Origin of the sequence: Streptomyces sp. NRRL S-118, assembly GCF_000716335.1 — a bacterium.
GTDB lineage: Bacteria > Actinomycetota > Actinomycetes > Streptomycetales > Streptomycetaceae > Streptomyces.
Map to the genome: position 1 here is coordinate 40,384 of NZ_KL591008.1, position 14,577 is coordinate 54,960.

General features: G+C 70.9%; 14 protein-coding genes. 6 read left to right on the forward strand and 8 right to left on the reverse strand.

Going from position 1 to position 14,577, the window contains the following annotated elements; all coding sequences use genetic code 11:
• Positions 1-206: 206 nt before the first annotated feature.
• The gene (locus IH00_RS0115605; RefSeq protein ID WP_031073903.1) at positions 207-1,394 is read right to left on the reverse strand and encodes a helix-turn-helix domain-containing protein; all 1,188 of its coding nucleotides are present in this window, start codon (positions 1,392-1,394) and stop codon (positions 207-209) included.
• Between the two features lie 181 nt (positions 1,395-1,575).
• Here IH00_RS0115605 and IH00_RS0115610 point away from each other — a divergent pair, with 181 nt between their 5' ends.
• From IH00_RS0115610 to IH00_RS0115635, 6 genes are read left to right on the forward strand one after another with little or no spacing between them, the layout of a single operon-like run.
• Complete coding sequence (locus IH00_RS0115610) at positions 1,576-2,385, forward strand: ABC transporter ATP-binding protein (protein ID WP_031073905.1); 810 nt, start codon at positions 1,576-1,578, stop codon at positions 2,383-2,385.
• Positions 2,382-3,149, forward strand: coding sequence for an ABC transporter ATP-binding protein (locus IH00_RS0115615; protein WP_031073906.1), 768 nt, complete (start codon positions 2,382-2,384; stop codon positions 3,147-3,149). Before IH00_RS0115610 ends, IH00_RS0115615 begins: the two co-directional genes overlap by 4 nt.
• On the forward strand, positions 3,146-4,036 hold the full coding sequence (locus IH00_RS0115620; protein ID WP_031073910.1) for a branched-chain amino acid ABC transporter permease: 891 nt from the start codon (positions 3,146-3,148) through the stop codon (positions 4,034-4,036). Before IH00_RS0115615 ends, IH00_RS0115620 begins: the two co-directional genes overlap by 4 nt.
• On the forward strand, positions 4,029-5,114 hold the full coding sequence (locus IH00_RS0115625) for a branched-chain amino acid ABC transporter permease (protein ID WP_039946999.1): 1,086 nt from the start codon (positions 4,029-4,031) through the stop codon (positions 5,112-5,114). The genes IH00_RS0115620 and IH00_RS0115625 overlap by 8 nt, the downstream gene beginning before the upstream one ends.
• Positions 5,111-6,379: an ABC transporter substrate-binding protein gene (locus IH00_RS0115630; protein ID WP_031073914.1), complete on the forward strand. Its 1,269-nt coding sequence runs from the start codon at positions 5,111-5,113 to the stop codon at positions 6,377-6,379. The genes IH00_RS0115625 and IH00_RS0115630 overlap by 4 nt, the downstream gene beginning before the upstream one ends.
• Positions 6,380-6,433: 54 nt before the next feature.
• Positions 6,434-7,012: a GNAT family N-acetyltransferase gene (locus tag IH00_RS0115635; RefSeq protein WP_078887773.1), complete on the forward strand. Its 579-nt coding sequence runs from the start codon at positions 6,434-6,436 to the stop codon at positions 7,010-7,012.
• 85 nt (positions 7,013-7,097) lie between these two features.
• Here IH00_RS0115635 and pssA read toward each other — a convergent pair whose 3' ends face one another.
• From pssA to ccrA, 7 genes are all read right to left on the reverse strand, one after another.
• Positions 7,098-7,961 carry a CDP-diacylglycerol--serine O-phosphatidyltransferase gene (gene pssA / locus IH00_RS0115640; protein WP_199819760.1) on the reverse strand — a complete coding sequence of 288 codons (864 nt, stop codon included), beginning with the start codon at positions 7,959-7,961 and terminating at the stop codon, positions 7,098-7,100.
• The gene (locus IH00_RS0115645; protein ID WP_031073919.1) at positions 7,948-8,604 is read right to left on the reverse strand and encodes a phosphatidylserine decarboxylase; all 657 of its coding nucleotides are present in this window, start codon (positions 8,602-8,604) and stop codon (positions 7,948-7,950) included. The genes pssA and IH00_RS0115645 overlap by 14 nt, the downstream gene beginning before the upstream one ends.
• Positions 8,605-8,772: 168 nt before the next feature.
• Positions 8,773-9,978: an acyl-CoA dehydrogenase family protein gene (locus IH00_RS0115650; protein WP_031073920.1), complete on the reverse strand. Its 1,206-nt coding sequence runs from the start codon at positions 9,976-9,978 to the stop codon at positions 8,773-8,775.
• Positions 9,979-9,980: 2 nt separating this feature from the next.
• On the reverse strand, positions 9,981-10,505 hold the full coding sequence (locus IH00_RS0115655) for a MaoC family dehydratase (RefSeq protein ID WP_031073921.1): 525 nt from the start codon (positions 10,503-10,505) through the stop codon (positions 9,981-9,983).
• Between the two features lie 5 nt (positions 10,506-10,510).
• The gene (locus IH00_RS0115660) at positions 10,511-11,476 is read right to left on the reverse strand and encodes an HpcH/HpaI aldolase/citrate lyase family protein (RefSeq protein ID WP_031073922.1); all 966 of its coding nucleotides are present in this window, start codon (positions 11,474-11,476) and stop codon (positions 10,511-10,513) included.
• Entirely contained in the window at positions 11,473-13,485 is a 2,013-nt protein-coding gene (locus IH00_RS0115665) for a protein meaA (RefSeq protein WP_031073923.1), read from the reverse strand. Before IH00_RS0115665 ends, IH00_RS0115660 begins: the two co-directional genes overlap by 4 nt.
• Positions 13,486-13,494: 9 nt before the next feature.
• Positions 13,495-14,577, reverse strand: a 1,083-nt coding sequence (gene ccrA / locus IH00_RS0115670; RefSeq protein ID WP_031073924.1) for a crotonyl-CoA carboxylase/reductase, incomplete at its 5' end; no start/stop codon positions are given.

Consider the following 14,577-nt stretch of genomic DNA (forward strand, 5'->3'; position numbering starts at 1 on the left):
CCGGACGTAAGACGACTGAACTCGCGCGAAGCGCGGTGAACGAGAGTCCGGGCACCCCCACCGAAGCCCCCGGCCCCCGCCCCACGGGCGCAAGCGCCTCCCAGCCCCAGGGCGCAAGCCCCACCAGCCCGCCCCGCCCCACGGGCGCGAGCACCTCCCGGCCCCGGGGCGCAAGCCCCACCAGCCCCCACCCGCCCCCGGGCGCCTCAGCCCGTCGTCAGACGGAACGCGTCCAGCGCCAGGGTCATCTCCGTCAGGTCCCGCGGCCGGGACAGCGACCGGGAGGTGAGCTGCTCCAGGCGGCGCAGGCGGTTGAAGACCGTGTTCCGGTGGCAGTACAGCCGGCTCGCGGCGCGCCCCGCCGAGCCCTCGCAGTCGAGCCAGACGTCCAGCGTCTCGAGGAGCACCGTGCGGTCGGGCGGATCGAGGTCGAGCAGGGCGCCCAGGACCTCGGAGACCAGGAGGGAGGCGAGGTCGGGCTGGCCCGCGACCAGGGCGCCCGGCATCCGGCGGTCGAGCCGGACGATCCCCGGCGTGTCCGCCGGGCAGGTGCGCAGTGCCAGCGCGGCCAGGCGCCGGGCCCGGCCCAGCTCGGTCAGCCCGGCGACCACGGGGCTGATGCCGCCGGGGCCGGGGCAGCGCCCCTCCATGAGCTCCGCCAGCGCGTCGAGGCCGGTGTCCTCCTCGAAGGAGACCACACCGATCTCGCAGTCGGTGCGCATCCGCCAGATGAACCGCAGGCCCGCGCCGGACAGCCGCCGGTGGGCCACGTCGCGCCGCTCGCCGCGCAGCATCACCACCGCGTATCGTCCCCGTTCCGGCAGGTCCAGGCCAGCCGCCGCGCGTGCCGCGACCTCGGGCGACCGGCCGCCGTCGAGCAGCGCGTCGAGCAGCGCCTGGAGCTGCTCGTCGGTGCGGCGCCGCAGCTCCAGCTCCGTGACGCGGTACGCCTCCGACGCCGTGTCGGCCTGGGCGTCCACCGCGGACCACACCATCGTCGCGGCCTGCATCAGCACGGCCAGCCGCCGCGCGTCGGTGCCGGCGTCCTCCAGCAGCGCGTCCCACACGAGGTGCCCGGCCAGCCGGTACGCGTGCACGACGAGCTCCAGCGGCAGCCCCTGCTCGGCGCGCCGGCGCCCGAGCCACTCGGCGTGCTCGAGGTCCCGGCGCGGTGAGGCACGCGGCGCCGAGATCGTCTCGATGCCGATCCGCATGGCCTCCTGCGCCTCCTGCCAGTGCTGGTCGTAGCCGATGACGCGCCCGTAGGCGGGGGAGTACTCGTGCAGCTCCCGCACGTGCTCGTCCACCAGCTCCGGCAGCCGCTCCAGCAGTGCCCGGCATGCCTCGGCGAGCAGCTTCCAGTCGTCCCCTGTTCGCGGTCTGCGCGCTCCCATGGACCGGAGGATGCCACCCCGCCATCAGGTACGGCATGCCCCTGACACGCATGGTTGTGCGCGTGCACAACCGGCCGCGGCGGCCGCTGGGCACGCGCAGCGATTAGGGCCGGGAACGTGGACGGGGATCCCGCCGCGGTGCTGGGGTGTGCGCCATCGAACACACCGACGAGGGGGAACCATGAGCGCTGCCGCCCTGCAGGTGCGGGGTCTGACAGCCGGGTACGGCAAGGTACGGGCCCTGCGCGACGTCTCGCTGGAGGTACCGGACGGCTCGGTCGTCGCGGTCCTCGGCGGCAACGGCGCCGGCAAGTCCACACTGCTGCGCGCCCTGTCGCGCACGCTCGCCTTCCACGGCGGCGCCGCCACCGCCGGCACCGTCGCCTTCGCCGGCCGCCCGCTGCACACCCTGCCGCCCGACCGGGTCGTCGCGGCCGGCCTGTGCCACGTACCGGAAGGCCGCCAGGTCTTCGCCCGCATGACCGTCGAGGACAACCTCCGCGCCGGGGCCCTGGGCGCCCGTGCCGGGGGCAGGGCGGGCAGGGCCGCCGCCCTGCGCCGGGTGCACGAGCTGTTCCCGGTCCTGGCCGAACGCGCCCGCCAGCGCGCCGGCCTGCTGTCGGGCGGCGAACAGCAGATGCTCGCCGTCGCCCGCGCCCTGATGGCCTCCCCGCGCCTGCTCCTGCTCGACGAACCGTCCCTCGGGCTCGCCCCGCTGATGGCCGCCCGGATCGCCGACACCGTCCGGGAGATCCACGCCCAGGGCACCTCGGTCCTCCTGGTGGAGCAGAACGCCGCCCTGGCGCTGCGCCTGGCCACCCACGCGTACGTGCTCGAAGTCGGCGAGGTCACCATCGAGGGCCCCGCCGCCGAGCTGGCCGCGTCCGACGAGGTGCGCCGGCGCTACCTGGGCGTCGTGGACGAGGAGGCCGCCGAGGACACGGCTGCCGCCGGCGGACCGGTGCTCGCCCGCTGGGAGGCAGGGGCATGATCCTCGACGTCAGCGACCTGACCGTCCGGTTCGCCGGGCTCACCGCCCTCGACGGCGTCGGCTTCACCGTGCAGCCCGGCACCGTCCACGCGGTGATCGGCCCGAACGGCGCCGGCAAGTCCACGACCTTCAACGTGCTCTCCGGCGTCTACCGCGCCACTTCCGGCAGCGTCCGCTTCGGCGACCACGAACTGACCGGGCTGCCCCCGCACCGCATCGCGGCCCTGGGCGTGGCCCGCATCTTCCAGAACCTGGCGCTGCCGCCGCACGCCACCGTGGCCGACGCGCTGATGCTGGGCCGCCACCGCCTGACCCGCGCCGGCTTCCTCGCCACCGGGCTCCGGCTGCCGTCCGCCGCCCGGGAGGAGGCCCGCCACCGGGCCCGCGTCCGCGAGATCGCCGACTTCGTGGGCCTCGCCGACAAGCTGGACCACCCGGCCGCGTCCCTCCCGTACGGCCAGCAGAAGCTCGCCGAACTGGCCCGTGCCCTGTGCATGGAGCCGCGCCTGCTGCTGCTGGACGAACCGGTCGCCGGCATGACCGCCGACGAACGCCGCCGCACAGCCGCCGTCATCGCGGGCGTCCGCGACAGCCTCGGCATCTCCATCGTCCTCGTCGAACACGACATGGGCATGGTGATGCGGCTCGCCGACTCCGTGACCGTCCTCGACTTCGGCCGCCGTATCGCCGACGGCGCCCCCGCCGACGTACAGAACGACCCGGCCGTCGTCCGCGCCTACCTCGGACAGGAGACCGCCGAGTGACCACCTTCGCCGAACTGCTCCTCAACGGAGTGTCCCTCGGCTCCGTCTACGCCCTCATCGCCCTCGGATTCGTGGTGATCTTCCGCGCCACCGAGGTCGTCAACTTCGCCCACGCGTCGCTGCTGCTCGCCGGCGGGTACGTCACCGCCGTCCTCCACGACGACATCGGCTTCTGGCCCGCCCTGGCGGCGGGCATCGCGGGAGCCGCGCTCGTGGGCGCCGCCGTCGAGTTCCTGGTGATGCGCCGTCACCGCGGGGCCGACCACAGCGTCCTGGCCATCGTCACGATCGGCGTGGACATCCTGCTGACCACCGAGCTGACGCGCCGCATCGGTACGGACGTGCTCGCCCTCGGCGACCCGTGGGGCGACGCGGTGGTGAGCCTCGGCCCGGTGACCATCGCCTCGACCCGGATCGCCGCGCTCGTCGCCGCCGCCCTGCTCATCACGGCGTTCCTGCTCGTCTTCCGGTTCACCGCCTGGGGCGTCGCCATGCGGGCCGCCGCCGAGAGCCCGTCCACCGCGGCACTGATGGGCGTACGGCTCGGGCGGGTCTCCCTCGGAGCCTGGGCCGTCGCCGGCGGCCTCGCCGCCGTCGCCGCCCTCTTCCTGACCGTCTTCCCGACCCCCGGCCTGGAACGCTCCACCTCCCTCGCCGCCCTCAGGGCGTTCCCCGCCGCCATCCTCGGCGGACTCGACTCCACGACCGGCGCGCTCGTCGGCGGGCTGCTCGTCGGGATCACCGAGTCGCTCGCCACCGGCTACCAGAGCGACCTCACCTTCCTCGGCCGCGGCATCGGCGACCTGGCGCCCTACCTGCTCATGGTCGCGGTCCTGCTGATCCGCCCCGCGGGACTCTTCGGCACGAAGGAGCTCGCCCGTGTCTGACACCACGTCCAGGGCCCTTCCCGCCGCTCTGGCCCGTCCCCGTACGTACGCCGTCGCCGTCGCCGCGGTGCTGCTCCTCGCGCTGCCCTTCTACCTGGAGCGGTTCTGGCTCCAGGCGGGGCTGTTCGCGATGGCCGCCGCCATCGGCGCCATCGGCATCAACCTGCTGACCGGCGCCGCCGGCCAGCTCTCCATGGGCCACGCCTTCTTCCTCGCCGTCGGCGCGTACGGCTACTGCGCCTTCGCCGGGGACGGCAGCGACGGGCTGACCGGCCTGGGCATGCCCGGCTGGCTCGCCGCCGTGGGCGCGGTGGCGCTCGCGGGCGCGGCGGGCGGCCTGTTCAGTCCCATCGCCGGGCGGCTGAACGGCGCGTACCTCGGCATCGCCACCCTCGCGCTGATCTTCATCGGCCAGCACGTGCTCTTCAACGCCCACGACCTGACCGGTGGCTTCAACGGCCGTGCCGTGCCGCCGCTCAGCATCTTCGGGCTCACCTTCGACGACCGCGAGCTGCTGGTGGCCCAGGTGCCCTTCGGCGCGGCCGAGAAGCTCTGGTACCTGGGTCTGGTCCTGCTCGTCGCGTCCGCCCTCTTCGCGCGGGGCGTGCTGCGCGGCCGGCCCGGCCGCGCCCTGAACGCCGTCCGTGACCACCGCATCGCGGCCGGGGTGCTGGGCATCCCGGTGGCCCGCTACCGCGCCGCCGCCTTCGTGCTGTCCTCGATGTACGCCGGGCTCGCCGGCGTCCTGCTCGCGCTGGTGTTCCAGCGGACCGTGCCGGAGTACTTCGGCATGCTGCTCTCCCTCGAGTACCTCGCCATGATCGTCATCGGCGGCCTGGGCTCGGTGGCGGGCGCGGTGGTGGGCGGCGTCTTCGTCTCCCTCCTGCCGCAGATCCTCAACCGGTACAGCGACGCGCTGCCCCTCGTCTCCGCCCCCGGCGGGGGCGGGATCGCCCCGGGCGAGGCGTCGCGCTACCTCTACGGCGCCGCCGTCGTCGCGGTGGTGCTCTTCCTGCCCGGAGGCCTGGTCCGCCTGGCCGCCCGGCGTCCTGTACGAACCCCAGCGGAGGAACGATGACCACACGCAGACACCGGCGGCTCGCCGCGGCCCTCACCGCGCTCGTCGCCCTGACGGCGGCCGCGGGCTGCAGCTCCAAGGCGAAGGACGGCGACAACGCCGGCCCGGGCGCCGACGGCGTGAAGACCGGCCAGGGCGTCGACGGCAAGGTGATCCGGCTGGGCGTCCTGACGGACATGACCGGGGTGTACGCCACGCTGGGCAAGAGCGTCACGCAGGCCCAGCAGCTGTACGTCAAGCAGCTCAACGCGGCGGGAGGGGTCTGCGGGCGCACCGTCGAGCTGACGGTCCGCGACCACGGCTACGACCCGCAGAAGGCGCTCGCCGGGTACACCGAGCTGGAGCCGAAGGTGCTGGGCTTCCCGCAGTTCATCGGCTCGCCGTTCGTCGCCGCCGTCAAGCAGCGGGTCGACGGCCAGGACAAGGGGCTGGTCCTGCCGCAGGCCTGGTCGGCGTCGCTGCTCGGCAGCCCGTCCATCCGGGTGATCGGCTCCACGTACGACATCGAGACGATCAACGCGGTCGACTTCCTCCTGAAGGAGAAGGGCCTGAAGAAGGGGGACAGCATCGGTCACGTCTACTTCGAGGGCGACTACGGCGAGAACGCGCTGACGGGCTCGAAGTACGCGGCCGGCAAGGCCGGGCTCAAGGTCGTCGAGCAGAAGATCAAGCCGACCGACAACGACATGTCGGCCCAGGTGGCCGCCCTCAAGCAGGCCGGGGTCAAGGCGATCGTGCTGAGCGCCGGCCCGCGCCAGGCGGCCTCGCTCGTCGGGGTCGCGGCCGCGGTGAAGCTGACCGTGCCGGTCATCGGCAACAACTCGGCCTACGCCCCGCAGCTGCTGGCCACCCAGGCCGGGCCGGCGCTGGAGAAGATGTACTACGTGGCCACGCCGACCCTCCCGATCGGCGCCGATGCCCCGGCGCCCCGGAAGCTCGCCGCGGACTACCGCGCCGCCTATCCCAAGGACAGCCTGGACAACGGCGTCGTCGCGGGCTGGTCGGCCGCCCAGGTCTTCGGCGAGGCCCTGAAGAAGGCGTGCGAGGCCAAGGACCTGACCCGTGAGGGCGTCGGCAAGGCGCTGCTGACCCTGAACGCCCACGACGCGGGCTTCGGCGTGACGCACGACTTCTCCGACCCCGAGGCGCCCTCGTCGCGCCGGAGCGTCGTCATCCAGCCCGACAAGTCCGTGCCCGGCGGTGCCCGGGTCGTCCGCGGGCCGCAGGTCTCGGACGCGGCGAAGGGCTTCACACCGGGCTCCTGACCCGGCAGCCGGCCGTGTCACCGTGCCGAAACACCCCCGTGCCAAGCTCGGATCATGAGCGAAGACACCAAGGACGACACGGTCACGGCCCACCGGATCGAGTGCCTGACCCCGCCGCGGATCCGGGAGCAGGCCGCCGGTGGGCTCGCCGCCCTGCTGGTGGACGCCGTCGACAGCGGCGCCTCCGTCGGATTCCTCGCCCCGCTCGGCCACGCCGAAGCGGCCTCCTGGTGGCAGGAGGCCGCCGAGGAGGCCGAGCGGGGCGTCCGCACGGTGTGGGCCTCCTACGGGCCCGGCGGCGGCGTCACGGGCGTCATCAGCCTCGTCCGGGCGGGCATGCCGAACCAGCCGCACCGCGGGGAGATCTCCAAGCTGCTGGTGCACCGCGACGCCCGCGGCCGCGGACTCGGCCGTCGGCTGCTCGCGGCGGCCGAGCGGGCCGCGGCCGAGGAGGGGCGCACGCTCCTGGTGCTGGACACCGAGACCGGCAGCGGGGCGGAGACCCTCTACCGCAGGGCGGGCTGGACGCGCGCCGGCTCCATCCCCGGCTACGCGCTGACCCCGGACGGTGCTCCGCACCCCACGACGTACTACTACAAAGCCCTGGACCGCGAGGCCCTGGGCCGGGGCTGAGCAGGGTTCGGCCGGGTGCGGGCACAGCGCGGAAGGGCCCGGGTGCTGGGAAGCACCCGGGCCCTTCCTTCTCGTCCCTGCGAGGCTACGGCAGCTGCGCCGCCCGCGCCTCGCGGCTCACCCGCCGGTTGTCGCGGAAGGTGTTCACGCGCCGGGCCGTCGCGAAGAGGGGGATCACGGCGCCCAGCACCACCTGGAGCGCACAGCCGGTCTGGAGCAGCAGCTGGCCGCCCGGGGCGTCGAACGCCCACGCCGCCAGCAGGCCCATCGCCCCGACGATCCAGCTGAGCATCGCCACCGCGAGGACACCCCGCGGCTTGGGGTACTCCACCCGGCTCACCATCAGCCACGCCGTGCCGATGATCGCGAGCAGGGTCGGGATGAACGGCAGCTCCAGCAGCACGATCGAGACGACCGTCAGCGCCCCGAACGGGGACGGCATGCCCTGGAACATGCCGTCCTTCATGGTCACGCAGCTGAATCTCGCAAGCCGCAGCACCACCGCCAGCAACACCACGATGGCCGCCACCGCGGACACCCGCTGGTGCGCGTCATGCGTGACCATCCCGTACACCAGCACGAAGTACGCCGGGGCCAGACCGAAGCTGATCAGGTCCGACAGGTTGTCGAGCTCCGCGCCCATCGGCGAGCTGCGCAGCTTGCGCGCGACGAGCCCGTCGAACAGGTCGAAGACCGCCGCGCACAGCATCAGGATCACGGCGGTCGCGGCGGAGTGCCGCGCCATGCCGGTCTCGTCGCTGCCCGTCAGGTGCGGGATCAGGATGCCGGTGGTGGTGAAGTACACCGCCATGAAGCCGCACGTGGCGTTGCCCAGCGTGAGCGTGTCCGCTATTGAGAGCCGCAGTGACAGCGGCATCTCCTCGGCCTCGTCGGCGGCGTCCGCCTCCGCGGCCCAGTCGGCCCGTGTATCGGGATCAATCACGGTCAATTCGAGTCACCCCCGCGGTCGTGGTCTGACCGACCTCGACAGCGACGTCGACACCTTCCGGAAGGTAGATGTCAACGCGCGATCCGAAGCGGATCAGACCGATGCGCTCGCCCTGCTCGACCTTGGTCCCCTGGGGGATGTACGGCACGATGCGCCGGGCGACCGCCCCCGCGATCTGCACCATCTCGATGTCGCCGAGCTCGGTGTCGAAGTGCCAGACAACGCGCTCGTTGTTCTCGCTCTCCTTGTTGAACGCCGGCACGAACCCGCCCGGCACGTGCTCGACCGACGTCACCGTGCCCGCGAGCGGGGCGCGGTTGACGTGGACGTTCAGCGGGCTCATGAAGATGGCGACCCGCGTGCGTCCGTCCTTCCACGGCATGATGCTCTGCACCACCCCGTCGGCGGGCGAGATGACCCTGCCCTGAGCGATCTCGCGCTCGGGGTCGCGGAAGAACCACAGCATGCCCGCCGCCAGCGCGGTGGTGGGCACAGCGATGGCCGCGGCGCGCTTGGAACGGCGCGCGCGGGCAAGACTGAGTGCAGCGGTGGCGACGGTCGGCAGAAGCCACGGCGACGCTCCGCGAGCGATGCGCACGCCGAGGAGGCTGTCGCGAGGTGCAGAGGTTTGGCTGTGGGGCATGGATGACCTTCGTAGCGGATGATGCCGCGCGGATGCGGGGGACGGCGGCTTTTCGGCGATGCTATCGGTTGCGGGCCGCAACTGGGCAAGCCAGAAGCCGAGTCGGCGGCCGGAAGACGATGACAGGGTGTGATCTTCTTCGCGGCCGAACCGACCGAAAAGCGACAATCACCCCTGGAACCGGTACTCCTCCAGCAACCGACGCCCAATGATCATTTTCTGGATCTCGGCGGTACCTTCACCGATGAGCAGCATCGGAGCTTCTCGGTAGAGACGCTCGATTTCGTACTCCTTAGAGAACCCGTAGCCACCATGGATACGGAAGGCATCCTCCACGACCTCTTTGCAGTATTCGGAGGCGAGGTACTTCGCCATCCCTGCTTCCAGGTCGTTTCGCTCCCCGGAGTCCTTTTTGCGAGCTGCGTTGACCATCATGGCATGAGCAGCCTCGACCTTGGTAGCCATCTCGGCCAGCTTGAACTGGATCGCCTGGTGCTGCGCGATCGGCTTGCCGAAAGTGTGACGCTGCTGGGCATACGAGACACCCAGCTCGAACGCACGCTGCGCGACGCCGCAGCCACGGGCCGCCACATTCACCCGGCCGACCTCGACGCCGTCCATCATTTGGTAAAACCCTCGGCCGGTGACCCCGCCGAGCACCCGATTGGCCGGAATGCGCAGTCCGTCCATGATGAGCTCGGTGGTGTCGACCCCCTTGTAGCCCATCTTGTCGATCTTCCCGGGGATGGTCAGGCCGGGCCGGACCTCTCCGAAGCCGGGCTCCTTCTCCACCAGGAAGGTCGTCATCGACTTGTGGGGGGCGGTGCCCTCCGGGTGTCCTTCGTCACTTCGGACGAGGACGGCGACGAGCGTGGACGTGCCGCCGTTCGTGAGCCACATCTTCTGGCCGTTCAGGACGTACTCGTCGCCGTCCTTGACCGCCTTCGACGTGATCGCCGACACATCCGAGCCGAGCGCCGGCTCCGACATGGAGAACGCGCCGCGCACCTCGCCGGCCGCCATCCGGGGGAGGAAGGTGTCTTTCTGCTCCTGCGTGCCGTGCTGCTTGAGCATGTACGCGACGATGAAGTGGGTGTTGATGATGCCCGAGACGGACATCCAGCCGCGCGCGATCTCCTCCACGCACAGCGCGTACGTGAGCAGGGACTCGCCCAGACCCCCGTACTCCTCCGGGATCATCAGCCCGAAGACACCCAGCTCCTTCAGCCCGTCGACGATGTCCTGCGGGTACTCGTCGCGGTGCTCCAGCTGGGTCGCGACCGGGATGATCTCCTTGTCCACGAAATCCCGGACGGTGGAGAGGATCTCCTGCTGGACGTCGGTCAGACCGTGGGTCTGCGCGAGTCGGGCCATGACTACTTCTCCGTCTTTTCCGAAGGGGCGTTCAGCTCCGGGCGGCCGGGCTGCTCGCCGCCGCGCTCCTTGATGTACGTCTCCGTGGGGACCATCACCTTGCGGCGGAACACGCACACCAGGGTGCCGTCCTGCTTGTAGCCCTTGGTCTCGACGTAGACGATCCCGCGGTCGCTCTTCGACCGGGACGGGAACTTGTCCAGGACGGTCGTCTCGCCGTAGATGGTGTCGCCGTGGAAGGTCGGTGCCACGTGGCGCAGCGACTCGATCTCCAGGTTGGCGATGGCCTTGCCGGAGACGTCCGGCACGGACATGCCCAGCAGGAGGGAGTAGATGTAGTTGCCGACGACGACGTTCTTCCCGAAGTCCGTCGTCTTCTCCGCATAGTTCGTGTCCATGTGGAGCGGGTGGTGGTTCATCGTCAGCAGGCAGAAGAGGTGGTCGTCGTACTCGGTGACCGTCTTCCCGGGCCAGTGCTTGTACACGGCGCCGACTTCGAACTCTTCGTAGGTGCGACCGAACTGCATGGTGCTCAGGCCTCCGGGGCTTCGAACTTCGAGGTGCGGGTCATGCCGGCGGCGCGGCCCTTGCCGGAGATGACGAGCGCCATCTTGCGGCTGGCCTCGTCGATCATCTCGTCGCCGAGCATCGCGGAGCCCTTCTTGCCGCCCGCCTCGGACGTGTAGTACTCGTACGCGTCCAGGATGAGCTCGGCGTGGTCGAAGTCCTCCTGCGAGGGCGAGAACACCTCGTTGGCCGCGTCGACCTGACCCGGGTGCAGCACCCACTTGCCGTCGAAGCCGAGCGCCGCGGCGCGGCCGGCCACCTCGCGGAAGCCGTCCACGTTCTTGATCTGCAGGTACGGGCCGTCGATGGCCTGCAGGTCGTTGGCGCGGGCCGCCATCAGGATCTTCATCAGGATGTAGTGGTACGCGTCGGCCGGGTAGCCGGGCGGCTGCTCGCCGACGACCAGCGACTTCATGTTGATGGACGCCATGAAGTCCGCCGGGCCGAAGATGATCGTCTCGATGCGCGGGGAGGCCTGCGCGATCGCGTTGACGTTGTTGAGGCCCTGGGCGTTCTCGATCTGGGCCTCGATGCCGATCCGGCCGACCTCGAAGCCCATGGTCTTCTCGATCTGGGTCAGCAGCAGGTCCAGCGCCACGACCTGCTCGGCGTTCTGCACCTTCGGCAGCATGATGCAGTCGAGGTTCGGGCCCGCGCCCTCGACGACCGTGACCACGTCGCGGTACGTCCACTCGGTGGTCCAGTCGTTGACCCGCACGACCCTGGTCTTGCCCGTCCAGTCACCCTCGTTGAGGAACTTGACGATGGTGTGCCGCGCCTCCGGCTTGGCGAGCGGCGCGCACGCGTCCTCCAGGTCGAGGAAGACCTGGTCGGCGGGCAGGCCCTGGGCCTTCTCCAGGAAGCGCGGGTTCGAGCCGGGGACCGCCAGGCACGAGCGGCGCGGGCGGAGACGGTTCACGGGGGTGGTCATGCGGGGACCTCCAGGGGGTCGAGCTTGTTCGCTTTCCGGATCTCGTCGACGATACGGCCGATGATCTCCGTGATACCGAAGTCCTTCGGAGTGAAGACGGCGGCGACGCCCGCCCGCTTCAGTTCGGTGGCATCGGCGTTCGGGATGATCCCTCCGACGATGACCGGAATGTCCGACGCGCCGGCCTCGCGGAGCCGGGACAGCACGTCGGGGACCAGCTCGGCGTGCGAGCCGGACAGGATGGACAGGCCCACGCAGTGCACGTCCTCGGCGAGCGAGGCGTCCACGATCTGCTCGGGCGTGAGCCGGATGCCCTGGTAGACCACCTCGAAGCCGGCGTCACGCGCGCGTACCGCGATCTGCTCGGCGCCGTTGGAGTGCCCGTCCAGACCCGGCTTGCCCACCAGCAGCCGCAGCCGCCCCGCGCCCAGCTCGGACGCCGTGCGCATCACCTTCTCGCGGACCGCGGCGAGCGGAGTGCCCGCCTCGGCGGCGATCGCCACGGGGGCCGACGACACGCCCGTCGGCGCGCGGAACTCGCCGAAGACGTCCCGCAGCGCCCAGGCCCACTCGCCGGTGGTGACGCCCGCGCGGGCGCACTCCAGGGTCGCCGGGAAGAGGTTCTCGTCCCCGGCCGCGGTCGCCTTCAGCCGGGCCAGCGCCTCCTGGGCGCGGCCCTCGTCGCGGTTGTCCCGCCACTCGTGCAGCTTCGCGACCACCCGCGCCTCGTTGGCCGGGTCCACCGTCATGATGGCGGTGTCCAGGTCCGCGGTGAGCGGGTTGGGCTCGGTCGTCTCGAAGATGTTGACGCCGACGATCTTCTCCTCGCCGGCCTCGATCCTGGCCCGCCGCTCGGCGTGCGAGGAGACGAGCTGCGACTTGAGGTAGCCGGACTCGACGGCGGCCATCGCGCCGCCCATCTCCTCGATCCGCCGGATCTCGGCGAGGCACTGCCCGACCAGCTCGTCCACCTTCGCCTCGATGACGTGCGAGCCGGCGAAGATGTCGTCGTACTCCAGCAGGTCGCTCTCGTGCGCGAGGACCTGCTGGATGCGCAGGGACCACTGCTGGTCCCACGGCCGGGGGAGGCCCAGCGCCTCGTTCCAGGCCGGCAGCTGGACGGCCCGCGCGCGTGCGTCCTTCGACAGCGTCACGGCCAGCATCTCGAGGACGATCCGCTGGACGTTGTTCTCCGGCTGCGCCTCGGTCAGGCCGAGCGAGTTGACCTGCACGCCGTAGCGGAAGCGGCGCTGCTTGGGGTCCTCGATCCCGTACCGCTCACGCGTGATCTTGTCCCAGATGCGGCCGAAGGCGCGCATCTTGCACATCTCCTCGACGAAGCGGACGCCCGCGTTCACGAAGAAGGAGATACGGGCGACCACATCACCCTTGCGCTCCTCGGGCACCTGGCCGGAGGCGAACACCGCGTCGAGGACCGCGATCGCCGTCGACATGGCGTACGAGATCTCCTGGACCGGCGTGGCGCCCGCCTCCTGCAGGTGGTAGCTGCAGATGTTGATCGGGTTCCACTTCGGGATGTGGTTCACCGTGTAGGTGATCATGTCGGTGGTCAGGCGCAGGGACGGACCCGGCGGGAAGACGTGCGTCCCGCGCGACAGGTACTCCTTGACGATGTCGTTCTGCGTCGTCCCCTGGAGTCTGGTGATGTCCGCGCCCTGCTCCTCGGCGACCACCTGGTAGAGCGCCAGCAGCCACATGGCGGTGGCGTTGATGGTCATGGAGGTGTTCATCTGCTCCAGGGGGATGTCCTGGAACAGCCTGCGCATGTCACCGAGGTGCGAGACGGGAACCCCGACCCGGCCCACCTCGCCGCGGGCGAGGATGTGGTCGGGGTCGTACCCGGTCTGCGTCGGCAGGTCGAACGCGACCGACAGGCCGGTCTGGCCCTTGGCGAGATTGCGCCGGTACAGCTCGTTGGACGCCTCGGCCGTGGAGTGGCCGGCGTACGTCCGCATCAGCCACGGCCGGTCCTTGCGACGCTCTGTCATCTGGGGACCTCAGATGTTCCGGAAGCGGTTGATGGCGTCGATGTGCTGCGCGCGCTTCTCCTGGTCGCGGACGCCGAGGCCCTCTTCGGGAGCGAGGCACAGGACGCCGACCTTGCCCTGGTGGAGGTTGCGGTGGACGTCGTAGGCGGCCTGGCCGGTGTCCTCCAGCGAGTACACCTTCGACAGCGTCGGGTGGATCTTGCCCTTGGCGATCAGGCGGTTGGCCTCCCACGCCTCGCGGTAGTTGGCGAAGTGCGAGCCGACGATCCGCTTCAGCGACATCCACAGGTAGCGGTTGTCGTACTCGTGCATGTAGCCCGAGGTCGAGGCGCAGGTGGTGATGGTGCCGCCCTTGCGGGTGACGTAGACCGAGGCGCCGAAGGTCTCACGGCCGGGGTGCTCGAAGACGATGTCGATGTCCTCGCCGCCGGTGAGCTCGCGGATGCGCTTGCCGAAGCGCTTCCACTCCTTGGGGTCCTGGGTGTGCTCGTCCTTCCAGAACTTGTAGCCCTCGGCGTTGCGGTCGATGATCGCGTCGGCGCCCATGGCGCGGCAGATGTCGGCCTTCTGCTCGCTGGAGACGACGCAGATGGGGTTGGCGCCGCCGGCGAGGGCGAACTGGGTGGCGTAGGAGCCCAGGCCGCCGCTGGCGCCCCAGATCAGGACGTTGTCGCCCTGCTTCATCCCGGCGCCGTTGCGGGAGACGAGCTGGCGGTAGGCGGTGGAGTTCACCAGGCCCGGCGCGGCCGCCTCCTCCCAGCTGAGGTGGCCGGGCTTGGGCATCAGCTGGTTGGACTTCACCAGCGCGACCTCGGCCAGGCCACCGAAGTTGGTCTCGAAGCCCCAGATGCGCTGCTCGGGGTCCATCATCGTGTCGCTGTGGCCGTCGGGGGACTCCAGCTCCACCGACAGGCAGTGCGCGACGACCTCGTCACCCGGCTTCCAGGCGTTGACGCCCGGACCGGTGCGCAGCACCACGCCCGCGAGGTCGGAACCGATGATGTGGTACGGCAGGTCATGGCGCTTGGCCAGCGGCGACAACCGCCCGTACCGCTCCAGGAAGCTGAACGTCGACACCGGCTCGAAGATCGA